The organism is Rhodococcus sp. NPDC003382, from assembly GCF_053589135.1.
Genome location: NZ_JBSFRH010000021.1, coordinates 75,403 through 98,974, shown reverse-complemented (window position 1 = coordinate 98,974; position 23,572 = coordinate 75,403). Strand labels below are relative to the sequence as shown.

Below are 23,572 nucleotides of genomic sequence, written 5' to 3'. Positions count from 1 at the left end.
GTTCCACAGGGATCAGACCGCCGGGCGGAGCGGAATTCATCGGGGCGGCGATAGGCGAAAGCAGCCGCCCGCGGCAACTTCTGATCAGACCAACTGGCCGAGGCGCGTGCGCAGCGCCTGCTCGGTCTGGCGGACCGCGGTGCCGACGACCGGTTCGATGAGCATCCCCAGCGCGCGCCCGGCGAGGCCGCCGGGCAGCTCGTACCCGAAGTCGACGTCGAGCCGGGAGGAGTCGCCGAGGTCGGTGAAGGTCCAACTCGACGACGTGCGGAAACCCGCGACCGAGTTGAGCACGATGATGCGGTCGCGTTCCCATTCGACGACCTCGAGGCGGGTGTCGAGGCTCTTCGGGCCGATCTGCATCGCGGCGTCGAAGACCGCGCCGAGCCCGCTGACCTGGGCCCCGACCGGCTCGAACCGGCTGACCCCGAACATCCACTCGGGGACCGTGCGGTGATCGTCCACGTATGCGAACGCGATATCGAGAGGAACTGCCGCGACAGCGCTGTGCCGGACGTGGATCATCGTCGAACCCTTCGTGACGCAAATTACTGTTACCCAATGTAGCGGGAAGTCGGGTCGAGGAAAACGGTTCGACGATTTCGCTGCCGAACCTCCGTAGGCCTGTTTCACTCACGGTGACTCGTGTCACACAAGCAAGTGGATGGAGGCTTCGTGAAGATCAAGGCCGCAGTGTTGAAGGGAATCGGTCAGCCCTGGGAAATCGACGAGATCGACCTGGGCGACCCGGTTGCCGGCGAGGTCCAGGTTCGCCTGGCGGCATCCGGTCTGTGCCATTCCGACGAACACCTCCGCAGCGGAGCGACGCCGCTGCCGTTCTACCCGATCCTCGGTGGCCACGAGGGCGCCGGCGTCGTCACCAAGGTCGGGCCCGGCGTGACGAACCTCGAGGAAGGCGACCACGTCGTCCTCGCGTTCATTCCCGCGTGCGGCCGTTGCCGGTCGTGCGCGAAGGGCCTGCAGAACATCTGCGACCTGGGTGCGGGCCTGCTCACCGGTCAGGCCATCTCGGACGGCTCGTATCGGGTGAGCCTGCGCGGCGAACCGGTCATCCAGATGTGCCTGCTGGGCACGTTCGCGCCGTACGTCACCGTCAACGAAGCCTCCGTCATCAAGATCGAGAAAGATATCCCGCTCGAGAAGGCGGCGCTGCTCGGCTGCGGTGTCGCCACCGGGTGGGGATCGGCCACTGCGATCGGTGGCACCCAGGTCGGCGACACCGTCGTCGTGATCGGCGTCGGCGGTGTCGGTATCAACTCGGTACAGGGCGCGGCCCACGCGGGCGCGCGGCACGTCGTGGCGATCGACCCGGTGCAGTTCAAGCGCGACAAGGCCGTCGAATTCGGCGCCACCCACACGTTCGCGTCGATCGAGGAGGCAGCCCCGGTCATCAGCGAGATCACCTGGGGCGCAATGGCAGAGGTCACGATCATCACCGTCGGCGAGATCCACGGTGACATGATCGCGCCGGCTCTGGGGCTGACCGCCAAGGGCGGCCAGGTCGTCGTGACCGGTATGGGTGCGGCGACCGACACCCAGGTCACGTTGAGCCTGTTCGAGCTCACCCTCCTGCAGAAGCGCCTGCAGGGTGCCATCTTCGGTGGCGTCGGACCACGATCGCAGATCCCGAAGCTGCTCGACCTGTACCGCAGCGGGCAACTCGAACTCGACGGCCTGGTCACCACGACGTACAAGCTCGAGGACATCAACCAGGGCTACGCGGACATGCACGACGGGAAGAACCTGCGCGGGGTCGTCCTGTACGGCGACAACGACTACTGATTCCTGCGCGGACGGTCGAACGGGGCTGCCGGCGTCGCCTACGGTGTCTCCATGGACACCCGAGAGGAAACCGACGCCGGCAGCCGCGGCTCGTGGCGGACGTACGAACCGGCGGTGCTGCCGAAACCGCTGGTAGCTGCGCTCGAGGCGTTCGCCGAACGTGGCTACGACGGCACCTCGATCCGTGAGATCGCCTCGCGTGCAGGACTCTCGGTTCCCGGGCTCTATCACCACTATCCGTCGAAGCAGGCGCTGCTGATGTCGCTGACCACGACGGTGATGAACGACCTGCTCGACCGCAGTCGCCGGGCTCTCGCCGAGGCGGGCCCGACTCCGTCGGAGCGGTTCGATGCGGTCGTCGAGTCGCTGCTGCGATTCCACATGTTCCGGCGCAACGAGGCATTCATCGCATCCACCGAGATGCGCAGCATGGAACCCGAGAGCCGGGAGGCATTCGTCGCACTGAGGGACACCCAGCAGCGCATGGTCGACGAGATCGTGCGTGACGGCGTCGCCGCGGGAGAGTTCACGACGCCCTATCCGGAGGACGCGAGCCGGGCCGTGACGACGATGTGCGTGGCGGTGGCCAGTTGGTATCGGGCCGACGGTCCATTGCCGCCGGACGAGATCGTCGAGCGGTATCTGGCCATCGCACGCAGCGCCGTCGGCGCTCGCTGACTTCGCCCCAGGGTTGACCCTTCCGGTGTCGATGTGTCACCGTGGATACGACCGAGCGATCGATCGGTCGGTGACGGAAGGAGTGCGCGATGGCTGTCGATTTGTCGTATCCCGATCAGGTGGTCGACCTGGTCGCGAAGACCGAGGACTTCATCCGCGACGTGGTATTGCCCGTCGAGGATGCCCACGGCGGTGACATCGCCGCGGCCGGCGGCGAGGCTGCCCGCATCGAGCTGCAGAAGGCGGCCAAGGAAGCCGGTGTCTTCGCCCCGCACGTGGCGGTCGAGTACGGCGGTCACGGACTCGGCATGGTCGATCGTGCCCCGGTGTTCGAGGCGGCGGGCTACTCCCTGTTCGGGCCGACCGCGCTGAACATCGCCGCGCCCGACGAGGGCAACATGCACATGCTCGCGCACATCGCCACCGACGAGCAGAAGCAGCAGTTCCTGGCACCGCTCGCGGCCGGTGACACCCGCTCCGCGTTCGCCATGACCGAACCCGCTCCCGGCGCGGGTGCCGATCCCAATGCGCTGCGCACCCGGGCCGAGAAGGTCGCTGGTGGATGGAAGATCAACGGCCACAAGCACTTCATCACCGGAGCCGACGGTGCCGGATTCTTCATCATCATGGCCCGCACGTCCGGCGAGCCCGGTCAGCGCGGCGGCGCGACGATGTTCCTCGCCCCCGCAGACACCCCCGGTCTGAAGGTGGGCCGGCACATCAACACCCTCGACAAGTCGATGATCGGCGGCCACTGCGAGGTCTTCTTCGAGGACGTCTTCGTTCCGGATTCCGCGGTGCTCGGTGAGGTCGACCAGGGCTTCGCCTACGCACAGGTCCGTCTCGGCCCCGCCCGCATGACGCACGTGATGCGCTGGCTCGGCGCCGCCCGCCGCGGCCACGACGTCGCCGTCGGCTACGTCGCCGAACGCGAGGGTTTCGGTTCCCGCCTCGGCGACCTCGGCATGATCCAGAAGATGATCGCCGACAACGAGATCGACATCGCCGCCACCCGCGCTCTGCTCGTGCAGGCGTGCTGGGCGCTCGACGGCGGATCGCACGCGGGGAACGAGACCTCCATCGCCAAGACCTTCGCGGCCGAGGCCATCTTCCGCATCGTGGACCGTTCGGTGCAGATGTGCGGCGGCCTGGGCGTGTCCGAGGACCTGCCGCTCGCGCGCCTGTCCCGAGAGGTCCGCCCGTTCCGCGTATACGACGGACCGTCCGAGGTGCACCGCTGGGCCATCGCCAAGCGCACCGTCGGCGCCGCCCGCAAGGCCGCTGCCGCGAAGGCGGCGCAGTCGTGACGGCCGTGAAGCACGAGGGACTGGATCTTCCTGCCCTGCAACGCTTCCTCGAATCCTCCGGAGTTCCCGTCGGCGGCGAATTGCGCGCCGAACTGATCTCCGGCGGCAAATCGAACCTCACCTACGGCATCTCGGACGGCGTGTCCGCCTGGGTGCTGCGTCGTCCCCCCACCGCGGGGCTCACCCCGTCGGCGCACGACGTCGCCCGTGAATACCGCGTCGCGGATGCGCTGCAGAACTCCGCCGTCCCGGTCGCGCGCACGGTCGCGCTGTGCGAGGACGACGCGGTGATGGGTGCACCGTTCAGCGTCGTCGAGCGTGTCGACGGCCAGGTGATCCGCAGCAAGGACGATCTCGACGCTCTCAGTGACGCCGAAATCGAGTCGTGCACCGACGAACTCGTGCGCGTGCTCGTCGAACTGCACAACGTCGACTACCGCGCCGCCGGGCTGGGTGAGTTCGGCCGCCCGGACGGCTACGTGACCCGCCAGGTGAAGCTGTGGGCAGGGCAGTGGGAGCGGGTCAAGTCCCGCGACCTGCCCGACATCGACCGGCTGCATGCGGCGTTGGCCGAGTCGATCCCCGAATCGCCCGCGCCGTCCATCGTCCACGGTGACTACCGCATCGACAACACCATCCTCGCCGGCGACGACGTGGGAAAGGTTGTGGCCGTGGTCGACTGGGAGCTGGCGACGCTCGGCGACCCGTTCACCGACCTCGCATTGATGTGCGTGTATCGCAATCCCGCGCTCGATCTGGTGCTCGGCATGCCCGCCGCGTGGACCAGTCCGCGGCTGCCGTCCACCGACGACCTCGTCCAGAAGTACGCGGTCGCGACCGGACGGGACATCCCGCACTGGAATTTCTATCTCGCCCTTGCAAACTTCAAACTCGCAGTGATCGCCCAGGGCATCGACCACCGTTGGCGCGCCGGCGCGACCATCGGAGACGGATTCGACAAGGCCGGGGACTCCGTCCCCGCGTTCGTGGCCGCCGGCCTAGCTGCGCTGAAAGGACAGACGTCGTGAGCTCCGATAGCAAGCTGAACCGCAGCGCGCTGATCACCGGCGCTTCCCGCGGAATCGGACTCGGGGTCGCCATCCGCCTCGCCGAGCAGGGCTACGGCCTGACCATCAGCGCCCGCGACCCGGAGCGGCTCGACAAGGTCGCCGCGCAACTGCTCGAGGCGGGAGCGCCCGAGGTGCGGGCCGTCGCAGTCGATCTCGCCGACCCGGCCGCAGCCGTCCAGGTCGTCGAAGCCCACGAGGAAACCTTCGGGACCATGCGGGCTCTCGTGCTCAACGCGGGTGTGGGCACCGCCGGCAACATCGCCGAGTTCCCGATGCGGCGCTTCGACAAGACCCTCGCGGTGAATCTGGCCGCACCCTTCGCGCTGCTGCAGGCATCGCTGCCGCTGCTGCGTGCCGCCGCCGCTGCCCAGCCGGACCGTGGTGCGAAAGTGATTGCACTGTCGTCGATTACCGGCGTGTACTCGGAACCGGGGCTGTCCGTCTACGGTGCGACGAAGGCCGCGCTGATCTCCCTCGTCGAGACCCTGAACGCCGAGGAATCGGGCAACGGGATCAGCGCGTCGGCGATCGCCCCGGCCTACGTCGACACCGACATGTCGGACTGGATCAAGGAGAAGATCCCCGCGAACGAGATGCTCGAGGTGAACGACGTCGTCGAGATCGTCGACGCGTTGCTCAAGCTGTCCTCGCGAGCGGTCCTGTCGCGGCTCGTGCTCAGCCGGGCCGGGACGGACGGCTACCGGGCATAGGTCCCTGTACCGACGGTGAACTTCAACGACGCCTGACCGCGCACACGGTCAGGCGTCGTTGCCGTTCTCCTTCTCCTCGCCGCGTCGGCGCAGAAAGTTGAATCCCGGCACGCCGACGATCGCCTGCCGCACGTCCTTCGCGACCCCGAGCAGTTCGTGGATTTCCGGGGCGACGGTCTCGAGGGTGCCGAGGATGGGCATCAGTGCCGTCATCCGATCCGCGAGCTCAGGCAGCTGATCGAGCAGCACGACCGCGGCGTGCACTTCCTCGGCGCTGAGCTCGTCGATGAACTGTGTGGCGAGCGGAGCCGCCTGCCGGGCCACCGGCGCGTAGGTGTCGAGCAGCTCGCTCGCCGTTTCGGACGTACGGGCAACGGAGGCCACCACCTCCTGCGCACTGTCCGCGACGGCGGTCACCTCCACGACCACCGCGGAGCTGCGGTCGACGACCGCGTCGACCCGACCGACGGTCGCGCGGGCGTCGGTGACCACATCGTCGATCCGGGCAACGATCTCGCGGGCGTCGGTGGCGATGGCGTCGATGCGTCCCACCAGGGCCTCGGTCGTTTCGAGCAGATTTACGACGCGGCCCGGGACGGACACCGCGAACTCGGCGACCTCTACGGTCCTGTCCAGAACGATGCGGGCGGCACCGAGAGGAACGGCGAAAAGCGACAGCATGCGCTCATCCTGCCGGACGGGCTGTGGCGGTCCGTGCGGAGGAGTCGGGAAGTGCTCTCGGCAACCGGCGCGGGAGCCTACGCACTTACACGACGGAATAGTCTCGGGGCAGGGATATCCGGCCGGTCAGAGCTCTCAGCACGGTCGCCCCGTCTCCGAGCGCCACCGCGATTCTCGCGGCCAGCAGCGTGGACTCCGCCAGGACATCGTCGGGAAGCGTGTAGGGGACACCCGCGGCGGCTGCGATATCGAGGCCGTGGACGGCGAGCTCGAAGGTTCGCGTGGGGAGATAGGAATGCAGCCGTATCCCCGACCCTCCGATCACCCGGATCAGTTGATCCTCACCGGCACCGAGTCGCTCGAGCACCGCCTTCGCAAGAGCATCGACGGACGCCACCGGGTCGTCACCGAGGTCGGCACCTGCCTGCCGGCCGCGTTCGAGTATCTCGTCCGCGCCGAGAACCGAGGACAGCTCCTTCACGCGTTCGTAGTACTGCTCCGGGCTCGCGATGTCCTCGGCGTCGGCAGAGTTGTCGATGTACGTCATGACCGTCGTCAGTGAGCGCGAGGCGTGACCGATCAGGGAGCGAAGGTCCCACTCGCCGAGCCCCGGTCCGCTCCAGCGGTTCTCCGGAACGGTGCGGACCAACTCCGAGATACTGCGTACCGCAGACACATACGTCGCTACCGGTGATTCCATGTCTTCTCCGTCGAACAGATCGAACCCGACGGAAGAATGAAACCACGCATGTCCTCTACCGGCAGACCATCGGCCGCTCGGCTGGTGTGCGCACCCGCGTCAACACGGATCGCTTGCGCAGGGTGAACCCCAGGTTCTCGTAGAGCCGGATCGCGGTCGTGTTCGCCGCCGACGCGTGGAGGAACGGGATCTCGCCGCGTGCGCGGATCCCGGCACCGACGGCCCTCACGAGGCGCGCGCCGAACCCGCGCCCACGGAACTCGGCATCCGTGCACACGGCGCTGATCTCGGTCCATCCCGGCGGATGCAGACGCTCCCCGGCCATCGCGACCAGGCGCCCGTCCACCCTGATGCCCAGGTAGGTGCCCATCTCGACGGTCCGCGGAAGGTACGGTCCCGGCCGGGTGCGGGCCACGAGATCGAGGATCTCCGGGACGTCGGCGGTGCCGAGGACCGCGAGGTCGGGGTCCGGTTCGACGACCAGATCCGTGCCGTCCATCTGGACGAGACCGAACGAGCCGAGCGTCTCCCAGCCCTGCGGCGGCTCGTGTCCCGGTCCGCGAACCGCCACCTCGGTGCTCGGTCCGACGAGCGCGGCGAGATCCGCCCAATCCTCGTCCCGCATCACCGCCGGGTGCCCGATGTGTCCCGCGACGTCCGGTTGGTAACCGCCGATCCGACCCGACCACCGCGCGAAATGCGCGTGAACTCCGCGCAGCGACTGCCGGATGGGATCGTCGAGTGGGTGGACGTCCTCGTCCACCGTCGTGTCGATCGTGGTCGAAGAAGCTGTGGTCACCTCGGGCACGCTCGATACTCGATCACGGGAACTTTCGCCTGTCACCGGTTCTGTTCAGGCTGCGCGCAACGGGCCTGCGGCCGAAGGACGGCTCGGGGCGAGCGGGAAATCGAGCCGGTAATCTCACGTTTGCATCCGTCGATGCGTCTACCCGGTATACGACGGATGGAAGGATCGAACCCGTGAACGCGACGCGAACCCACACGTTCATCGACTCACCGATCGGACCGCTGACATTGGTGCAGACGGACGGAGCACTCAGCGGCCTGTACCTCGCCGAGCATCGGCATCGTCCCGATCCGGCGACCTTCGGTTCGCAGACCGAACGCGGCTTCGAGCAGGTCCGCGAGCAACTCGACGAGTATTTCGCCGGGGACCGCACCGAGTTCACGATGCCGCTCACGCTCGTGGGAACGGAGTTCCAGCGCAGCGTCTGGGCCGCGCTGCGCGCGATCGAGTACGGCTCCACGTGCACGTATGCGGAATTGGCAGCGGCGATCGGTCGCCCCACGGCGATCCGCGCGGTCGCCGCGGCCAACGGCCGGAACCCGGTGAGCATCGTGGTGCCGTGCCACCGTGTCATCGGCAGCGACGGCACCCTCACCGGTTACGCGGGTGGGCTCGATCGCAAACGGTTCCTCCTCGACCGCGAGTTCCGGACCGTTCATGCCCCGGCCTGACCGGCTACCGCCGTTCGAACGGGTGGTCGCGACGCACGGCGCGACCGTGCTGCGGGTGTGCCGGGCACTGCTCGGGCCGGTCGACGCGGACGACGCCTGGTCCGAAACGTTCCTCGCGGCATTGCGGGCCTACCCGGACCTCGAGCCCGGCCGCAATGTCGAGGCGTGGCTCGTGACCATCGCGCATCGCAAGGCGATCGACGTGCACCGCGTCCGCGCCCGCATCCCGGTGCCCACCGAGACCCTGCCGGAGCGGCCGGCTTCCACCGGTATCCCAGGCTCCGGCGACGACGAACTGTGGCAGGCGGTCGCGGCGCTGCCGTTCACACAGCGCGCCGCCGTCGTCTACCACCACGTCGCGGGTCTGCCGTACGCGGAGATCGCCGAGATCCTCGGGAACAGCACCGACGCGGCCCGCCGTGCCGCAGCCGACGGACGGGCCGCGCTGCGCCGTCACTACCAGCTCGAGACAGGAGCCCGGCGATGAACCTTCCCCGCCCCGAGGTGTCCACGACGGATCTCGCGTGGCTGCACACCCGCCTCGTCGTCGACGCCGAAGCCGCCGGTCTGCTCGACCTCGCCTATCGTGTCGTCGATTCGCCCGTCGGACCGCTGCTCGTCGCCGCGACCGGCGCCGGAATCGTGCGGGTCGCGTTCGCATCCGATGGATACGACGACATCCTCGACGACCTCGCCGCCCGGATCAGTCCGCGCATCCTCGAAGCACCCGCGCGGCTCGACTCCGCGGCACGACAGCTCGACGAGTACTTCCACGGCCGTCGCCACACCTTCGACCTTCCGCTGGATCTGCGGCTCGCCACCGGATTCCGACGCGATGTCATCGTGCATCTACCGACCATCGCCTACGGGCACACGGCGAGCTATGCGGAGGTCGCCGCGGCCTCGGGTAGTCCCCGCGCGGTCCGGGCCGTGGGCACCGCATGCGCGAAAAATCCTCTGCCGGTGATCGTTCCGTGTCACCGGGTGGTGCGCAGCGACGGCGGGATCGGGCAGTACGTCGGCGGTGTCGACGCCAAACGCGCACTGTTGCAGCTGGAGTCGTCGGCGTGAGCGCCGTCGTCGACCTTCCGGTGACCGGGCCGTTCGCGACGGCGCCGCTGCTCGCGGCGTTGCGCGGTCACACCGTGCCCGGTCTCGGACGACACGACGCGGCCCTCGGCACCCACACGCGGGCGGTGCGCGGCGAACTCGGCCCGGCCGTCGTCACCGTCACGCTGGGCGACACCGCTATCGTGCGGGCGGAGATCGATACAACCCACCGCGGCGACGTCCCGGCACTCGAGCAGGCTGTGCGCCGCTGGCTCGATCTCGACGCCGACCCGGTCGCCGTCGACACCGCGCTGAGCGTCGACCCGCTGCTTGCGCCGCTGGTGGCGGCGCGTCCCGGGCTGCGGGTGCTCGGCTCCACCCACTGGTTCGAGACGGCGGTGCAGACGGTGATCGGCCAGCAGGTCAGCGTCGCGGCCGGGTGCACGTTCACCGCGCGGCTCGTCGCGGCCTACGGCGACCCCGCGCCGCAGGGATACACGTGCTTCCCGCTGCCACACCGGCTCGCCGACGCCGACCCCGACGAACTGCGCGCCGCTGTGGGGCTGACCCGGTCGCGTGCACGGACCGTGCGGGTCCTGGCCCGTGCTGTCGCCGACGGCCTGCACCCGTCGTTGCCGGAGTTCCGGACCGAGCTGCTGGCGCTGCCGGGAATCGGGCCGTGGACCGTCGACTACCTGTCGGTGCGTGCCCTCGGCGACCGCGACGCCTACCCGTCCGGCGACCTGGTGCTGCGGCGCGCGCTCGGAGTCGCGACGGCCCGTGAAGCCGAAGCCCGCGCCGAATCGTGGAGCCCGTGGCGTGCCTACGCCGCGACGCACCTGTGGACCGAAGCCGTCTATTCGGCGTCCTCGGCATCGTCCGGTGTCGGTTCGTCGCCCTCGGCGTAGGAGGTCCGTACCGACATCTTCATCGGGAATCGGACGGCAGTGTCGCCGAACAACAATCGCGTCGCGACCGCGACCGACGCCTGGAGGTGCGCGGCCGCAGCATCCGGGTTGCGGGTGTGTACCACCAGCTCGTCGTGCTGGAAGAACACCAGTTCGCCGACGGTACGATCCGGGTCCGTCATGAGTCGTCGGCGCAGTTCGGCGAGCACGCACAGTGCCCACTCGGCGGCGGTGGCCTGCACGACGAAATTGCGAGTGAAGCGACCACGCGCCCGTGCATCACCGTGCTCGTGGAAACCGTCCTCCGGCGGTGGGCACGCCCGTCCCAGCCACGAATGCACCACCTCGCCACGTTCACCGGCGCGGGCAGCCCGCTCCACATAATCGACGGCGATCGGAAAACGACTGCGCAGCAAGGGCAACAGCGGGCGCGCGTCGCCGGATGTCCCGCCGTACAGGACGGCGAGAATCGCGACCTTCGCCTTGCCACGGTCGCCGCCGAACACGTCCGCCGCGACCGGTGCATACAGATCGTCGGCGCCGGCCGCGGCGACCATGCGGGGATCGCCCGAGATCGCCGCGAGGATCCGTGGTTCGAGCTGCCCGGCGTCGGCGATCACGAATGTGTGCCCGGGGTCGGCAATCACACTGGACCGCAATGATTTCGGAATCTGCAGTGCGCCGCCGCCGCGGCTGGCCCACCGGCCCGACACCACCGCGCCCGGCACGTACACGGGCCGGAACCGCGACCCGCGTACCCAGGTGTCGAGCCACTGCCACCCGTTGGCGCTGAACAGCTTCGACAGGTCGCGGTGTTGCAGCAGCAACGGCACGGCGGGATGGTCGATTTCCCGCAGCACCCACTTGCGGGTCGACGTCAGCTCGATTCCGGCGCGGCGGAACGCGTCGATCACCTCGGCGGGGGAAGCGGGATTGAGCCGACGGCCGAAGGCGTCCCCGATCCGCTCGTTCAACTCCGCGATCCGCACGGGCAGGTCGTATCCGAGCGGCCGTGGCCCCAGCGCGTCCTCGAGTAGCCGCCGGTGCGCGTCGGCGGAGAACGGCAGTCCGTCGAATCCCATCTCGGCGGCCGCGAGGGTGCCCGCCGATTCCGCCGCCACCAGCAGTTCGAGCCGGGCGTTGCCGGCCAGCGCCGTCCGGTGCTCGGTGAATTCTGTGATCACCGCGTTCGGGTCGGCGGCGGGCGCCGCGTCGAACAGGCCGGGGCGGTCGTCGATCGGCTCGTCGCCCAGGGGAACCGGCACACCCGCGCGCATGCCCAGGATCGCGCGGGTGGTCGCGAGGTCGTGGCATCGCTGAACCCGCACGCCGGCGCGCAACAGCGCCGGATACACGGCGGCGGTGTTCGACCAGACCCATCGGGGACGATCCGCGGCCTCGATGTCGCGCACGGCCTCGGCGAGATCGCGATGCCGGGTCACCGCGCCCAGCGGACCACCGGCGTCGTCGACGGCGACGATGCTCGCGCCCGGCGTCTCACCGCCCGCAGCGGCGTCGGGGACCACGACCATTCGCATCGGTCCAGTGTGCCCGCACCCTCCGACATTCCCGCCGGCGGTCGCTACCGGTAGCAGTAGGAATCGGACGAAGCGTCGCCACCCTGGAGGCGAACCTGGTGCGCCCGCAGGCCCCGAAAGTCCTCGCCGTGTGGGAAGAAGCGCTCGTCGATGGCCATCCCGCCGCGAGGGTCGGTGTGCAGCAGTGCCATCCAGGCGCCGACCCCCTCCGGGTAGAACTGGTCGTCCCAGGCGCCGTACAGGGAGTTGGTGACGTAGACCCGCTTACCGTCCCGGCTGATCTCGACCATCTGTGGACCGCCGGACAGCGGCTCGCTCGGTACCGCCGGATGTGCGCCGCGCCCGACGATTCCGCCGAGCCGGACGGACCCGGTCTGCCTCGGGTGGGCGGGGTCGCGCACGTCGAACTGCTTGAGTTCGCCGGTGCCCCAGCACGAGACGTAGAGGAACGCGTCGTCGACGGACAGGTCGATGTCGGTGATCAGCGGAGGCACCGCTCCGAACGGCTTCAGCGCCGGCGGCAGCAGGTCCGGCTCGGCCGGCTCGGCGGCGATGGTGATCACCTTGTCCACTGCCCAGCCGCCATCGTCACGGTGCCAACGCCATACCGACGCGGACAGGTCCTCGGTCGAGACGACTACGCCGACGAAACCCCACGTGGCCTCCGGGTCGTGCGAGGGGCGCAGCTCGAGCGGCATCTGGTGCTGCGCGCCGAGGTCCACTCGCTGCTGGTGCGCGCCCGTGGACAGGTCCCAGAAGTGAATCGCATGGCCGTACTCGTTCGCCAGCAGCAGCTCGGGTACCAACCCGTCCTCGATCATCGACGGTGTGCCCCATTCGCTGCTGATCAGCGTGTTCTGGTTGAGATGCCACCAAGCGTCGTACGCGAAATATTGTGGCCCCCGGTCGGTTTCCCATTGACGGAGCACGTCGAACGTGCCGTGATCGAGCAGGGCGATCCCGCCCGGGCCGTCCGATCCGTCGGCACTGCCCAGGCAGGTCATGAACACGCCGTCCGGCCCGCAATGCAACGTGTGCGGCCGGGAGTAGCCTGCCTTGGCGGCGAGGTCGACGGCGTCCACGACCCTGGTCACGGTGGGTTGACGCGGGTCGGGCTGGGTGTCGAGCACGTTGAGGGAAGACGAGCGCAGACCCGGGACGATCAGGTATCGGCGCGCCAACCCCGCCATATCGTGGCCCTCGTGTTTCAACGCGCTGCTGCAGGCGTTCCAGCCGAAATGATGCAGCTCGTTGCCCAGCCCGGGAACCTCGGTCCAGCCCACCACGCGGCCGTAGGTGTCCGAGTCGGGATCCACGTCGATCACGCTCATCGCGTCGGGCTTGTCCGCCGCGCGATCGAACGCGGCCACGTAGGCCAATCGCTCCGGCGGGGCGGCGGCCGCGTCCGCTGCCGTCCGATAGAAGGTCGGGTCCATGATCGGCTGACTCATTGCAGCCTCCTTCGTTGAGGAAAACCCCATTTCACAGAGTACGAGAACCGCCCGAGGGGCGGAACCGTGGTGAGCACCGTCGTCTGGGCGAAGCATTCGTCGGAAAAGCCCTACGGGCGTCCGCGAGCCATCGCCGACGGCCACCAGATGATCCGGCCGAGGTCGTGGGACAGGGCCGGGACGAGAATGCTGCGCACCACGATGGTATCGAGCAGCACCCCGAACGCGACCGTGAAACCGATCTCGGCGAGGAACACCAGCGGAAGGATTCCGAGCACCGAAAATGTCGCGGCCAGCACCACACCCGCGGAGGTGATGACACCGCCGGTCACGGCCAGCCCGCGCAGCACTCCGGATCGGGTGCCGTGCTGGACGGTTTCCTCGCGAACCCGCGTCATCAGGAAGATGTTGTAGTCGATGCCCAGCGCCACGAGGAACACGAAGGCGAACAGGGGGAACGCTGGATCGGCGCCGGCGAATCCGAAGACGTGCGTGAAGAAGAAGCCGCTGACACCGAGGGCCGTCGCGAACGACAGCACCACCGTCGCAATGAGCAGCAGCGGCGCGAGCAGCGACCGGAGCAGCACGGACAGAACCACGAAGATAACGACCAGAACGATCGGGATGATGAGGTTCCGGTCGCGCACCGAGGACTGCTGCACGTCCAGTGTCGCGGCCGTGGTGCCGCCGACCCGCGCGTCGGCGCCGGGTACGGCGTGCACGGCGTCGCGCAGCCGTTCGATCGTGGCGAGCGCCGCGGGTGAATCGTAGGAGTTGGCGAGCTCGGCGTTGATCATGGTGCGACCGTCGATCGGGGCGACGGTCAGCGCCGCGGGCGGACATCCCTGAACCGGCGCGGACGCAAGACCCGGGTTCGCGGCGAGCAGGGCCCGCGCCTTCGCATAGTCGATCTGCGGGCACACCGCGCCCGGACCGGGCGCGATGCCCTCGACCCCGGAGATCGCCGCGATTACGGCATCGGCGGTGTCGGCGTTCGCGGTGACGACCGCGGGTGCGCCGGCGCCGGGGGAGAACTTCTGGGCATAGAGCTCCTGGCCGGTAACCGCGTCCGGTTTCGTCGTGAAACTCTCGGTGGTCGTGAGCCCGTCGGTGTGCAGGCTGCCGATGCCCGCGGCGAACAGCACGAGCAGCGCGAGGGTGGTGCCGATCCACGCCGGCCGGTCGTGCCGGCCCACCCACGACGCGATCCGCCCCCACATCCCGTGCGTGGCGAGGTCGACGGCATGATCGGGCATCGGCCGCCGCGGCCAGAACACCCACCGGCCCGCGACCGCCAGCGACACCGGCAAAAACGTCATCATCACCAGGTAGGTGCAAGCTATGCCGATCGCCGCGACCGGCCCGAGACCCTTGTTGGAATTGAGCTCGGAGAACATCAGGCACAGCAGCGCCACGGTCACGGTCGCCGCAGAAGCGGTGATAGCCCCCACCGACTCCCGCCACGCGCGGATCATCGCGTCGAACCGGTTCGGGTAGGTGTGCAGTTCCTCGCGGTAGCGCGACACCAGCAACAGGGCGTAGTCGGTGCCGGCACCGATCACGAGGACGAACAGGATGCCCTGGCTCTGCCCGTTGAGGGTGAGTATGTCGGCCTTCGCGAGGAAGTACACGATCATCGACGCCATGCCGAGGGCGAGCAGCGCCGACAACAGCGGAAACACCCACAGCACGGGGGAGCGGTAGACGACGAGCAGGATCAGCACGACCACCGCGAGCGCCGTCAGCAGCAGCGAGCTGTCGATGCCCTCGAATGCGCCGATGAATGCGGTGAGCAACCCGCCGACCCCGGCCGGATACACCGCGAGCCCGGTGTCGCCGACGGCGGTGCGCGCGGCGTCGAGCACCGCCTCCTCGGTGGCGACGAGCTGATCGCCGGTGACGTCGGTGCCGTCACGGCTGGCGAGAAGCGGCACGGGCACCGCGGCGGTGGTGCCGTCGGCGGAGAATGCGGTCGGGGTCATGCCCTCGACGTCGACACCCTCCACTCCGGCGATCGCGGTGCGCGCGGATTCAACGGCGGCACGGTCCGCGTCGGTCAGGCCGCTGTCGCGGTGGAACACCACGGAACCCGGCAGGGACTGGACGGGCACGAATCGTTCCGTCTCGTCGGCGACGAGCGTCGATTCCGCGGTGCGTGACAGGAACGAGGCGTTGTCGTTCTTCTGGACCTCGGTGAGTTTGGCCTGGAACGACCCGCCGATGCCGCCGACGAGGAACGCGATGATCGCGAGCGCGACGATCGTGAAGATCGGCAGCTTTCGCCGCGGCGGCGGGATCGATCCGTCGTCGCTCCGAGTTTCCGTCGATACCGATTCGGCCATCGGGCCCCCTGAATCGTCCGGTCGGTAGACGCGTCGCATCAGTACAACACGCCGGGCCGACCGGAGCCAGGGTTGCTACGCGGGCAGTTGCGCGGCGTCTGCGCGACGGTGGAAACCGCGCTTGTCGTAGATCATCGTGATCACCGCGCCGAGCACCAGTCCGATCGCCAGACCCAGCAGCGTCATCCACACGCCGTGCGCCAGCCCGGCGGCGCCGCGGCCGTCGAAGTACAGGATCGCGCGGGTCGCGATGTACATCTGGTGCATCGGCTCGAACGTCGAGAGCCAATCGAACAGCGGTGGCATCGCCTCGAGGGGCACCGTGCCGCCGGACGACGGCAGGCCGAGCACGACGAACAGCAGCAGGTTCACGAGCAGACCGGCCTGACCGAAGATCGACACCACGGCCAGTGCGGTCACCCCGACGGCGGTGATCGCGAGGGTGCCGTACTCCCACATCAGCAGTGCGCGCGGGAACGGCATACCGAGCGCGGTGCCGATCCACAGATACAGGGCCGAGACGATCATCGCGACGACGAACATGATTCCCCACTTGATGAGCAGCACCCGCATCCGGGACAGGTGGGTCGTCTCGCGGGCGATGAACCGCGGGCCGTACTCGGCGGGCTGGAAGCCGAGGGCCTGGTCGACCATCGTGTTGACGATCATGCCGCCGGTGAAACCGGCGAGGATCAGCAGCAGCGTGTAGTAGAACGCGGACAGGCCGGCGCCGGTGTTGTCGGGCAGCGGCTTGTGCGGGACGGTGAGCACATTGATGGGGTCGGCCAGCGTGATCCGGCTGCCGCCGGACAGTTGCAGGTCCGGTGCCGAGGTCGCGAGGGTGTCCTCGACCGTGCGGGTGAGCTGTTCGCCGATCGTGGCGTTCACCGTGGCCATGGCCTGGTTGGCGATGGTCTGCGTGATGTTCGTGCCGAACGTGCCGGTACGCGGGTTGGTGTAGACCGTGATGATCGGTTTCTCGATGTCGCCGGGCACGACGCTGGCCTGCGCGAGGATCGAGGTGCGCTTGGTGAAGTCGCTGGGGATGACGATCGCGCCGTACAGCGTGCCGTTGTCGAGCCCGGAGTTCATCGCCGAGATACCCATCGGCTGCATGTCGATGCGCTCGGGGTCGATGCCGTCGAGGATCCCGGCGGTGATCTCGTCACCGAGGTTCCGGCGGGCGTCCGATCCTGGCATCACGTCGCCGACGTCCTGATTGACGATCGCCATCGGGAATTTCCGCAGGTGATCGGCGGGGCTGATCATGCTGCCGAGGTACAGATAGGCGAGCGCCGCCATCAAGGCGGTCACCACGACGATCGGTCCGACCCAGAAGCGCGGACCGCGCAGGGTGTCGTGATGCGGATCGACGATGCTCTCGGTGGAACTCATTCCGGCCTTCCGGGGGATGGCGGCGAACAGCGTGTGGCGAGGTCCTTCGTCCACGTGTACCGGGCCGATGGTCCGGCCCATAGATTGTGCACACCCACCCCTGCGAAACCGACCTCCGACGAACTGCTGGTGTCGAGAACCACGCCGTAGCCCGTGACGCGAGACGCCTCACTCCGCACCGGTATGGTCTGCCCGGACATACATCCGAGGGGGATTCACAGCTGTGACCGAGATACTGATCGCTGTCCTGATCGTGGTCGTCGTCGTGGCGGCGGTCGTCGTCGTGGTCCGGACTCGCAGGCCGAAGCCGGCCGCGCGGGTCGATCCGCTCGCGGACTATCCGGAGGTGTGGGATCCGTACACCATCGGGGTGGGCGACATCATCACCTACGCGGGCATCGACCACGTCGTGCGCGGCACCATCACCCTCGACGAGGAGGGATACCGCTGGCACGAGCACCTGCTCGACGGCTCCACCGGCCGACGCTGGCTCACCGTCGAGAACGACGAGGGTGAACTCGAGATGACGCTGTGGATGCGTCGCGAGGGCACCGGTCTGGAACCGAACGGCGACGTGATCCTGGACGACCGCGTGTACCGGCAGATCGAACGCGGCACCGCGCGGTTCACCGCGGAGGGAACGACCGGCACCGCGCCGACGGGCACCGTCGACTACGCCGACTACGCGACGGCCGACCGCACCGGCCTGCTGTCGTTCGAACGGTGGGCGCGCACCGCGTCGTGGGAGGTGTCCACCGGGCGCGCCGTCACCCGCAGCGAGCTCACCGTCATCCACGCCGGTCCCGCGCAATGAGTGTGCATCTGCTCGACGTCGAGACCCGGGACATCTCGGCGGGGCAACTGGGTCTCGTCGTCGATGCCCCCGCGCCGCGTCCGCTCGTGGAGTTGAATCTGACCGATCCTGCAGCGGGGGAGCTGACCCTCGGGGTGCTCGGTGCCTCGCACGTCGTCACCGCGACCGCGCGCGGCCGCACCCTCACCGAGCAGGTGTCGTGCGACGCGATCGCAGCGGGTGGCCGGCCGTTGCCCGACGTCGAACACCGGCCGGGCTACCGGTTCGCCAGCCACACCGAGACGGTCTCCCGCCGGACACTGGGCCGTCGCGCCGAGATGCTGCGCACCGAGGCCGCCGACCGGTCCGGCTGGCTGTGCGCCGAATTTCCCGGCGACCGCGACGCGCTCACCGTCCTGACCGCCGCCGCTACCGGAGGCCACTGGCATTGGCGCACCTGGCATCTGTATCCCTACCGGGACGAGTCGGTGATCGTCGAGACCGAGAGCCGGTGGCAGCCGTGAAGCGGATGTTCGCCCTGATCGTGCTCGGCGTGATGGCACTGGCAGTCGCCGGTTGTGGTGCGCCGGTCCGGGACTGGCTCGCGGACACCTACGAACTGCGCGACAGGAACGGAGACATCGCCACCTACTACAGCCCGGATCCTGTGGGCATCACGGTGGCGAACATCGTCGACGAGATGGAACCCGCAGCACGCAGTGCGGACGGTGGTCGCGAGTACCTGCGGTACGACGACGACATCGTCACCGTCGGGGCGGCCGCCGGCGGCGGCAGCACCATCACCGTCGAAGACCTCGGCGGCCGCTACAGCAGCGGCGGATACGCCTATCTGGGTCCAGGTTTCACGCCGGGATCACCCGCGGCCGGGAACACCTCGGGCGGATCGGGAGACGCAAAATGACCGCGAACACCTATTCGGGAGTACAGAACATGACCGTCACCTGGTTGGCTGCGGACATCGAGATCGGCACCGTCGACCCGGCACTGCTGGTCGGCGGCGTCCTCGCGACACTCGCCTACTTCGTCGTCGGAATCGGAGTCCTGGCAGCAGGATTCGCCGTGCTCGACGCACTGACCCCCGGTAATCTGCGCCACCAGGTGTACGTGGACCGAAACCCGAATGCGGCGTTGCTGCTCGGTGCCAACCATCTCGCGCTCGCCGTCATCGTGGTCACCGCGATCCTCACCAGCTCCGACGGATTCGCGCAGGGCCTGGTGGATTCGGCTGTCTACGGACTCGTCGGAATCGTGTTGCAGGCGGTGGCGCTGGTGATCATGAATCGGGCGCTGCCCGGGCGTCTCGTGTCGCTGGTCGGCGAACCCCACATGAGTGGTGCGGCATGGGCCGTCGCGGTCACGCTCGTCTCCGTGGGCCTGGTCAACGCCGCCGCATTGTCGTGACGATTCTCGACCCGGAACCGATCACGGCGGCGCGGCCCCTCGGTCGCCGGGCGCGGGTGGTGCTGCTCGCCGCGGTGGCGGCGTGCGCGGCGTGCGGGCTGGTGTACGAACTGGCGCTGCTCACCCTGTCGGTGAGCCTGACCGGCGGCGGCATCACCGAAACATCGTTGATCGTCGCCGGATTCGTTGCGGCACTCGGCGCCGGAGCGCTGCTCGCCAAGCCACTCCTGCCGTACGCGGCGCAGGCCTTCGTCGGTGTCGAGGTGGTGCTCGGGCTCGTCGGGGGACTCAGCGCGGCGGCGCTGTACGTCGCGTTCACGTTCGTCGGCTCGTCGACCTGGGTGCTCGTCGTCGCGACCGCTGCGATCGGCATGCTCGTCGGCGCCGAGGTGCCGCTGCTGATGACGTTGCTGCAGACCGGCCGGGACTCCGACGCCCGCGAAACCGGGAAGGTACTGGCGAATCTCAATGCCGCCGACTACGCGGGCGCGCTGCTCGGCGGGCTGGTGTGGCCGCTGATTCTGCTGCCGATGGCCGGGCTGATCCGCGGTGCGGCGCTGACCGGGATGGTGAATCTGGGTGCCGCGGCGGTCGCGGCACTGTTCCTGCTGCGCGGGCAGTTGCGGCCGGCCGCACGGATACTGGCGGTCGCCGCGTTGCTGCTCGCGGCCGTCGTGCTGGGGTGGCTGCTGGTGCGCGCCGCCGACATCGAGACGACTTCGCGGCAACGGTTGTACCCGGATCCGGTGGTGTTCGCGCAGCGTTCGCAGTACCAGGAGATCGTCGTCACCGACCGCGCCGGTGACGTGCGGTTGTATCTCGACGGAGACCTGCAGTTCTCGAGCCGCGACGAACACCGTTACACCGAGGCGCTGGTGTACCCGGCGCTGGCGCGCAACCCCGAGCGGGTGCTGATCCTCGGCGGCGGTGACGGTCTCGCGGCACGAGAGGTGTTGCGCCACGACACCGTTCGCGAGATCGTGCAGATCGAACTGGACCCCGCGGTCGTCGATCTGGCGAACACCCGCCTGCGGGATCTCAATGCGGCTGCGCTGCAGGACGATCGGGTCACCCTCGTGATCGACGACGCGTTCCGGTGGCTGCGTGAACGCAGCGGCGGCGGGTTCGACGCGGTGATCGCGGACCTGCCCGACCCGGACACCCCGGCGCTGGGCCGGCTCTACTCCACGGAGTTCTACGGACTGGCCGCTGCGGCCCTGAATCCGGGCGGCCTGCTCGTCGTGCAGTCGGGCAGTCCGTATTCGACGCCGGATGCGTTCTGGCGGACGGTGGCCAGCGTCGAAGCGGCGGGCCTGGGGGTCACCCCCTATCACGTGTACGTGCCGAGTTTCGGGGACTGGGGATTCACGCTGGCGCAGGCGGGCACCGCACCGGAACTCGCGTTGTCGCCGACTGCCGCGCCGCGGCGCTTCCTGGATCCCGCGACCCTCGCGGCGGCGGCGGTGTTCCCGCTGGACCGCGAGCGGCGCTCCCTCGAACCCTCGACATTGGACCGGCCGCGCATCGTCGACGACATGCGCCGCGGCTACGAACGCTGAGTCACCTGCAGGACCCGAGCCACTTGCGTCCGTTGCAATAGTGTGTTGCACACACTATCGTGTTGGCCATGCTCGATCCCGAGGTCGTCGCCGTACACGGACAGGAAGTGCGCCGCGGATCCGTCGTGGTCGCCAGCTTGTTGATGTTGCGCACGCCCGGGTACGGCTACGGACTGCTCGAAGCGCTGGCCGATGCGGGCTTCGCCGTCGAGGCGAACACGCTGTATCCGCTGCTCCGGCGGCTCGAGAAGCAAGGGTTGCTCGTCAGCGAGTGGAACACCGACGAATCGCGACCACGCAAGTTCTATCGAACGTCCGCCGCGGGCGAGGAACTCGCGACGGAGTTGCTGCGGGAATGGACGGCACTCGGTCGCAGTCTCGAAGCGCTCGATCGCGGGACCGCCCCACCCACCACCGAAGGAGGCGCACCATGACTCTCACCGATCGCTACGTCGCCGCGACCTTGCGCAGTATCCCGGTGGACAAGCGCGACGACATCGACCGGGAACTGCGTGCGTCGATCACCGACGCCGTCGACGCGCGGGTCGAGTCCGGTTCCGACCCGGCCCAAGCCGAAGAACGCGTGCTCACCGAACTCGGTGACCCGGCCCGTCTCGCCGCCGAATACTCGGAGCGGCCGCTCTACCTCATCGGGCCGGAACTGTATCTGGACTGGCGACGGCTGCTGTCGGTGCTCCTGTGGATCGCGCCGATCCCCGGGGTCGTCGTGCTGGTGCTGGATGTCCTCGACGGAGCCTCGGCGATCTCGGCACTCGGGTCCGGAATCTGGACGGCGGGGACGGTCGCGCTGCACATCGCATTCTGGACGACCGTCGTCTTCGCCGTGCTCGAACGCACCGGCGCTTCCGTCACGAATCCGACGGGCGCGTGGACCGTCGACCGGCTTCCGCAGGTGGACGAATCTCGACGAGTGCCGTTGTCCGACACCGTGTTCACGGTTGCGATCTACGTGTTCCTGTTCGTGTTCCTGATCCTCCAGCGAACCTATTCCGGGTTCCGATCCGACGACGGATCGGCAATTGCGATTCTCGACCCCGATCTCTGGTCGTTCTGGATCCCGGCGTTGCTCGTCCTGCTGGTGCTCAGCGCCGTCTTCGAAGTCGTCCTCTACGCCATCGGCGGATGGACGATTTCCATGGCGGTGATCAACACGGTTCTCAGTTTGCTGTTCACGCTGCCGGTGATCTGGCTCGCCGCGAGCGACGAACTGTTCAACCCCGACTATCTCGTCGCCGCGTTCGGCGAAGCGACGGACTCGGCCGGCGCCGCTTCGACGGCGGTGATCGTCGTGGTCGCCCTCGTCGCGGTGTGGGACATCGGCGAAGGGTGGGTGAAGGCGCTGCGGGACAGGGGGACTCGCGTCTAGCGCCTGTTCCGCAGCGCCGATCCGTCAGCGCAGCAGCCCACCCAGTTCCCGCGCTGCGACCGTGACCGCCGCGGCCTGTTCCTCGGCGCGCGTGTCGTCGAAGACCGAGATGCCGATCGCCGCCTGCAGTCCGCCACGGCGCGCCGGTACCGGTGCCGAGATGCCGATCGTGGTCGGCACGACCTCGCCCTCCGAGATCGTCCAGCCCCGTCGGCGACCCTCCGTGATCTCGGGGCGTTCCCCCTCCATCGGCGGTAGTGCGGACAGGATCGCCATCGCGGCAGATCCACGATCGATCGGGATGCTCTGACCGGGCCGGAACGCGATGTGGACGGTCGCGCGCCGCGGTTCGACGACCATCAGGGCACGCGCCTCGTGTTCGGATTCGCGCACCACGAGGTGGGCGGTGGCGCCGACCGCGTCGGCCAGATCTTCGAGGACGGGTCGTGCGAGCGTGCGCAGGTCCTGCTCGACGGGCTCGGCGAGGGTGACCAGTCCGGTGGCCAGTGAGATCCGCTTGTGGTCGTCGCGCCGGCACAACCTGTGCGCTTCGAGGGTGCGCACCAGCCGGTGCGCGACCGTGCGATGCACCCCGACGACCTCGGCGATCTCGCTGATCGTCAGCCCGTGCGGGTGTGCCGCGAGCGCTTCGAGGATCTCGATTCCGTGGTGCAGCGTCTTGGACATTCCCGAATCCGGCTCGATGCGCGGTGCGGCCCCGAACCCGCTCGTTTCCATAGTGTGGCAACCCCTCCGTCTTGACTCCTGTGAACTGTGCCACCTAGCATCGTCATTAATCGCACAGTGAGTGCGATTATCGCACACACAAGGAACGGGTTTCAAGGTGACGACATACGACGGGGCGGCACTCGTGGAGTTGCATCAGCTCTACGCGCGGCAGAGCCACCTCATCGACGGCGGTGAGGCTGCCGGCTGGGCCGAAACATTCACGCCCGACGGCGAATTCCACTCGCCGAGCTACCCGGCACCGGCCGTCGGTGCCGCCGAACTGACCGAGTTCGCGCGCAACTTCCACGACGGTGGAGTCGCCGCGGGCGAGGTGTACCGGCACGTGATCACCAACCTGTGCGTCGTCGGCGACGCCGGTGACGCCCTCGATGTGCGTGCCTACCTGCAGATCGTCGCGACCACCCTCGACGGGGATTCCCGCCTGGTGCGGATGACCACGGTCGCCGACCGGGTCGTGCGCCACGACGGGCACTGGCGGATCGCACGCCGGTCCGTCACCCGCGACGATTCCTGACTCGACTCGAAACCTGTTTGTTTCGCAATAATTTC

At 68.5% G+C, this 23,572-nt stretch carries 26 protein-coding genes; 17 read left to right on the top strand and 9 right to left on the bottom strand.

What is annotated here, in order from left to right; all coding sequences use genetic code 11:
* Nucleotides 1-84 precede the first annotated feature (84 nt).
* Nucleotides 85-525: an SRPBCC family protein gene (locus ACWDUD_RS16125; RefSeq protein WP_450109935.1), complete on the bottom strand. Its 441-nt coding sequence runs from the start codon at nt 523-525 to the stop codon at nt 85-87.
* Between the two features lie 150 nt (nt 526-675).
* Here ACWDUD_RS16125 and ACWDUD_RS16120 point away from each other — a divergent pair, with 150 nt between their 5' ends.
* The 5 genes from ACWDUD_RS16120 to ACWDUD_RS16100 all read left to right on the top strand — a co-directional run bounded on the left by ACWDUD_RS16120 (nt 676) and on the right by ACWDUD_RS16100 (nt 5,568).
* Complete coding sequence (locus tag ACWDUD_RS16120) at nt 676-1,803, top strand: NDMA-dependent alcohol dehydrogenase (protein WP_248674177.1); 1,128 nt, start codon at nt 676-678, stop codon at nt 1,801-1,803.
* A 51-nt stretch (nt 1,804-1,854) separates the two neighbouring features.
* Nucleotides 1,855-2,481, top strand: coding sequence for a TetR/AcrR family transcriptional regulator (locus ACWDUD_RS16115; protein ID WP_450109934.1), 627 nt, complete (start codon nt 1,855-1,857; stop codon nt 2,479-2,481).
* An 89-nt stretch (nt 2,482-2,570) separates the two neighbouring features.
* Entirely contained in the window at nt 2,571-3,788 is a 1,218-nt protein-coding gene (locus ACWDUD_RS16110; protein ID WP_450109933.1) for an acyl-CoA dehydrogenase family protein, read from the top strand.
* On the top strand, nt 3,785-4,816 hold the full coding sequence (locus ACWDUD_RS16105) for a phosphotransferase family protein (RefSeq protein WP_450109932.1): 1,032 nt from the start codon (nt 3,785-3,787) through the stop codon (nt 4,814-4,816). The genes ACWDUD_RS16110 and ACWDUD_RS16105 overlap by 4 nt, the downstream gene beginning before the upstream one ends.
* Before the next feature lie 14 nt (nt 4,817-4,830).
* Nucleotides 4,831-5,568 (top strand): SDR family NAD(P)-dependent oxidoreductase, encoded by a 738-nt coding sequence (locus ACWDUD_RS16100; protein ID WP_420750199.1) that lies wholly within the window; start codon nt 4,831-4,833, stop codon nt 5,566-5,568.
* A 48-nt stretch (nt 5,569-5,616) separates the two neighbouring features.
* Here ACWDUD_RS16100 and ACWDUD_RS16095 read toward each other — a convergent pair whose 3' ends face one another.
* The 3 genes from ACWDUD_RS16095 to ACWDUD_RS16085 form a co-directional block, all read right to left on the bottom strand.
* A complete protein-coding gene (locus ACWDUD_RS16095; RefSeq protein WP_420750178.1) occupies nt 5,617-6,249 on the bottom strand; it encodes a ribulose 1,5-bisphosphate carboxylase large subunit in 633 nt (210 codons plus the stop codon).
* 85 nt (nt 6,250-6,334) lie between these two features.
* Nucleotides 6,335-6,949 (bottom strand): maleylpyruvate isomerase N-terminal domain-containing protein, encoded by a 615-nt coding sequence (locus tag ACWDUD_RS16090; protein WP_450109931.1) that lies wholly within the window; start codon nt 6,947-6,949, stop codon nt 6,335-6,337.
* Nucleotides 6,950-7,004: 55 nt separating this feature from the next.
* Entirely contained in the window at nt 7,005-7,748 is a 744-nt protein-coding gene (locus ACWDUD_RS16085) for a GNAT family N-acetyltransferase (RefSeq protein WP_248674175.1), read from the bottom strand.
* 182 nt (nt 7,749-7,930) lie between these two features.
* On the opposite strand from ACWDUD_RS16085, the gene ACWDUD_RS16080 reads away from it, so the two are divergent.
* Genes ACWDUD_RS16080 through ACWDUD_RS16065 form a run of 4 tightly spaced genes read left to right on the top strand, consistent with a single transcriptional unit; the run spans nt 7,931 to nt 10,386 of the window.
* On the top strand, nt 7,931-8,428 hold the full coding sequence (locus ACWDUD_RS16080; RefSeq protein ID WP_248674174.1) for a methylated-DNA--[protein]-cysteine S-methyltransferase: 498 nt from the start codon (nt 7,931-7,933) through the stop codon (nt 8,426-8,428).
* A complete protein-coding gene (locus ACWDUD_RS16075) occupies nt 8,415-8,915 on the top strand; it encodes an RNA polymerase sigma factor (RefSeq protein ID WP_248674173.1) in 501 nt (166 codons plus the stop codon). The genes ACWDUD_RS16080 and ACWDUD_RS16075 overlap by 14 nt, the downstream gene beginning before the upstream one ends.
* Entirely contained in the window at nt 8,912-9,499 is a 588-nt protein-coding gene (locus ACWDUD_RS16070; RefSeq protein WP_450109930.1) for a methylated-DNA--[protein]-cysteine S-methyltransferase, read from the top strand. Before ACWDUD_RS16075 ends, ACWDUD_RS16070 begins: the two co-directional genes overlap by 4 nt.
* Nucleotides 9,496-10,386, top strand: a complete 891-nt coding sequence (locus ACWDUD_RS16065; RefSeq protein ID WP_450109929.1) for a DNA-3-methyladenine glycosylase family protein — start codon at nt 9,496-9,498, stop codon at nt 10,384-10,386. Before ACWDUD_RS16070 ends, ACWDUD_RS16065 begins: the two co-directional genes overlap by 4 nt.
* Here the strand turns inward: ACWDUD_RS16065 and ACWDUD_RS16060 are convergent.
* From ACWDUD_RS16060 to ACWDUD_RS16045, 4 genes are all read right to left on the bottom strand, one after another.
* Entirely contained in the window at nt 10,335-11,924 is a 1,590-nt protein-coding gene (locus tag ACWDUD_RS16060) for a bifunctional 3'-5' exonuclease/DNA polymerase (protein WP_450109928.1), read from the bottom strand. The genes ACWDUD_RS16065 and ACWDUD_RS16060 overlap by 52 nt on opposite strands.
* Nucleotides 11,925-11,968: 44 nt before the next feature.
* Entirely contained in the window at nt 11,969-13,375 is a 1,407-nt protein-coding gene (locus tag ACWDUD_RS16055; RefSeq protein ID WP_450109927.1) for a selenium-binding protein SBP56-related protein, read from the bottom strand.
* Between the two features lie 110 nt (nt 13,376-13,485).
* On the bottom strand, nt 13,486-15,717 hold the full coding sequence (locus ACWDUD_RS16050; protein WP_450109926.1) for an MMPL family transporter: 2,232 nt from the start codon (nt 15,715-15,717) through the stop codon (nt 13,486-13,488).
* 75 nt (nt 15,718-15,792) lie between these two features.
* A complete protein-coding gene (locus ACWDUD_RS16045; protein ID WP_450109925.1) occupies nt 15,793-17,112 on the bottom strand; it encodes a YhgE/Pip domain-containing protein in 1,320 nt (439 codons plus the stop codon).
* Between the two features lie 223 nt (nt 17,113-17,335).
* On the opposite strand from ACWDUD_RS16045, the gene ACWDUD_RS16040 reads away from it, so the two are divergent.
* From ACWDUD_RS16040 to ACWDUD_RS16010, 7 genes are all read left to right on the top strand, one after another.
* A complete protein-coding gene (locus tag ACWDUD_RS16040) occupies nt 17,336-17,926 on the top strand; it encodes a DUF4178 domain-containing protein (RefSeq protein WP_450109924.1) in 591 nt (196 codons plus the stop codon).
* A complete protein-coding gene (locus ACWDUD_RS16035; RefSeq protein WP_450109923.1) occupies nt 17,923-18,429 on the top strand; it encodes a DUF2617 family protein in 507 nt (168 codons plus the stop codon). Before ACWDUD_RS16040 ends, ACWDUD_RS16035 begins: the two co-directional genes overlap by 4 nt.
* Entirely contained in the window at nt 18,417-18,827 is a 411-nt protein-coding gene (locus ACWDUD_RS16030; protein ID WP_450109922.1) for a DUF4247 domain-containing protein, read from the top strand. Before ACWDUD_RS16035 ends, ACWDUD_RS16030 begins: the two co-directional genes overlap by 13 nt.
* Nucleotides 18,828-18,856: 29 nt before the next feature.
* A complete protein-coding gene (locus ACWDUD_RS16025) occupies nt 18,857-19,327 on the top strand; it encodes a DUF350 domain-containing protein (protein WP_450109949.1) in 471 nt (156 codons plus the stop codon).
* A complete protein-coding gene (locus tag ACWDUD_RS16020) occupies nt 19,318-20,886 on the top strand; it encodes a polyamine aminopropyltransferase (RefSeq protein ID WP_450109948.1) in 1,569 nt (522 codons plus the stop codon). Before ACWDUD_RS16025 ends, ACWDUD_RS16020 begins: the two co-directional genes overlap by 10 nt.
* Before the next feature lie 68 nt (nt 20,887-20,954).
* Nucleotides 20,955-21,320 carry a PadR family transcriptional regulator gene (locus tag ACWDUD_RS16015; protein ID WP_450109921.1) on the top strand — a complete coding sequence of 122 codons (366 nt, stop codon included), beginning with the start codon at nt 20,955-20,957 and terminating at the stop codon, nt 21,318-21,320.
* The gene (locus ACWDUD_RS16010; protein WP_450109920.1) at nt 21,317-22,273 is read left to right on the top strand and encodes a permease prefix domain 1-containing protein; all 957 of its coding nucleotides are present in this window, start codon (nt 21,317-21,319) and stop codon (nt 22,271-22,273) included. The genes ACWDUD_RS16015 and ACWDUD_RS16010 overlap by 4 nt, the downstream gene beginning before the upstream one ends.
* A 24-nt stretch (nt 22,274-22,297) precedes the next feature.
* Here the strand turns inward: ACWDUD_RS16010 and ACWDUD_RS16005 are convergent, their stop codons facing one another.
* The gene (locus ACWDUD_RS16005; RefSeq protein ID WP_450109919.1) at nt 22,298-22,960 is read right to left on the bottom strand and encodes an IclR family transcriptional regulator; all 663 of its coding nucleotides are present in this window, start codon (nt 22,958-22,960) and stop codon (nt 22,298-22,300) included.
* A 157-nt stretch (nt 22,961-23,117) separates the two neighbouring features.
* Here ACWDUD_RS16005 and ACWDUD_RS16000 point away from each other — a divergent pair, with 157 nt between their 5' ends.
* The gene (locus ACWDUD_RS16000; protein WP_450109918.1) at nt 23,118-23,537 is read left to right on the top strand and encodes a nuclear transport factor 2 family protein; all 420 of its coding nucleotides are present in this window, start codon (nt 23,118-23,120) and stop codon (nt 23,535-23,537) included.
* Nucleotides 23,538-23,572 lie beyond the last annotated feature (35 nt).

Bases quoted from the DNA above. Each gene is read 5' to 3' on its own strand.
- ACWDUD_RS16125 (WP_450109935.1), bottom strand. From the start codon at position 525: ATGATCCACGTCCGGCACAGCGCTGTCGCGGCAGTTCCTCTCGATATC.
- ACWDUD_RS16115 (WP_450109934.1), top strand. From the start codon at position 1,855: ATGGACACCCGAGAGGAAACCGACGCCGGCAGCCGCGGCTCGTGGCGG.
- ACWDUD_RS16110 (WP_450109933.1), top strand. From the start codon at position 2,571: ATGGCTGTCGATTTGTCGTATCCCGATCAGGTGGTCGACCTGGTCGCG.
- ACWDUD_RS16095 (WP_420750178.1), bottom strand. From the start codon at position 6,249: ATGCTGTCGCTTTTCGCCGTTCCTCTCGGTGCCGCCCGCATCGTTCTG.
- ACWDUD_RS16090 (WP_450109931.1), bottom strand. From the start codon at position 6,949: ATGGAATCACCGGTAGCGACGTATGTGTCTGCGGTACGCAGTATCTCG.
- ACWDUD_RS16075 (WP_248674173.1), top strand. From the start codon at position 8,415: ATGCCCCGGCCTGACCGGCTACCGCCGTTCGAACGGGTGGTCGCGACG.
- ACWDUD_RS16070 (WP_450109930.1), top strand. From the start codon at position 8,912: ATGAACCTTCCCCGCCCCGAGGTGTCCACGACGGATCTCGCGTGGCTG.
- ACWDUD_RS16060 (WP_450109928.1), bottom strand. From the start codon at position 11,924: ATGCGAATGGTCGTGGTCCCCGACGCCGCTGCGGGCGGTGAGACGCCG.
- ACWDUD_RS16055 (WP_450109927.1), bottom strand. From the start codon at position 13,375: ATGAGTCAGCCGATCATGGACCCGACCTTCTATCGGACGGCAGCGGAC.
- ACWDUD_RS16050 (WP_450109926.1), bottom strand. From the start codon at position 15,717: ATGGCCGAATCGGTATCGACGGAAACTCGGAGCGACGACGGATCGATC.
- ACWDUD_RS16045 (WP_450109925.1), bottom strand. From the start codon at position 17,112: ATGAGTTCCACCGAGAGCATCGTCGATCCGCATCACGACACCCTGCGC.
- ACWDUD_RS16035 (WP_450109923.1), top strand. From the start codon at position 17,923: ATGAGTGTGCATCTGCTCGACGTCGAGACCCGGGACATCTCGGCGGGG.
- ACWDUD_RS16025 (WP_450109949.1), top strand. From the start codon at position 18,857: ATGACCGTCACCTGGTTGGCTGCGGACATCGAGATCGGCACCGTCGAC.
- ACWDUD_RS16015 (WP_450109921.1), top strand. From the start codon at position 20,955: ATGCTCGATCCCGAGGTCGTCGCCGTACACGGACAGGAAGTGCGCCGC.
- ACWDUD_RS16010 (WP_450109920.1), top strand. From the start codon at position 21,317: ATGACTCTCACCGATCGCTACGTCGCCGCGACCTTGCGCAGTATCCCG.
- ACWDUD_RS16005 (WP_450109919.1), bottom strand. From the start codon at position 22,960: ATGTCCAAGACGCTGCACCACGGAATCGAGATCCTCGAAGCGCTCGCG.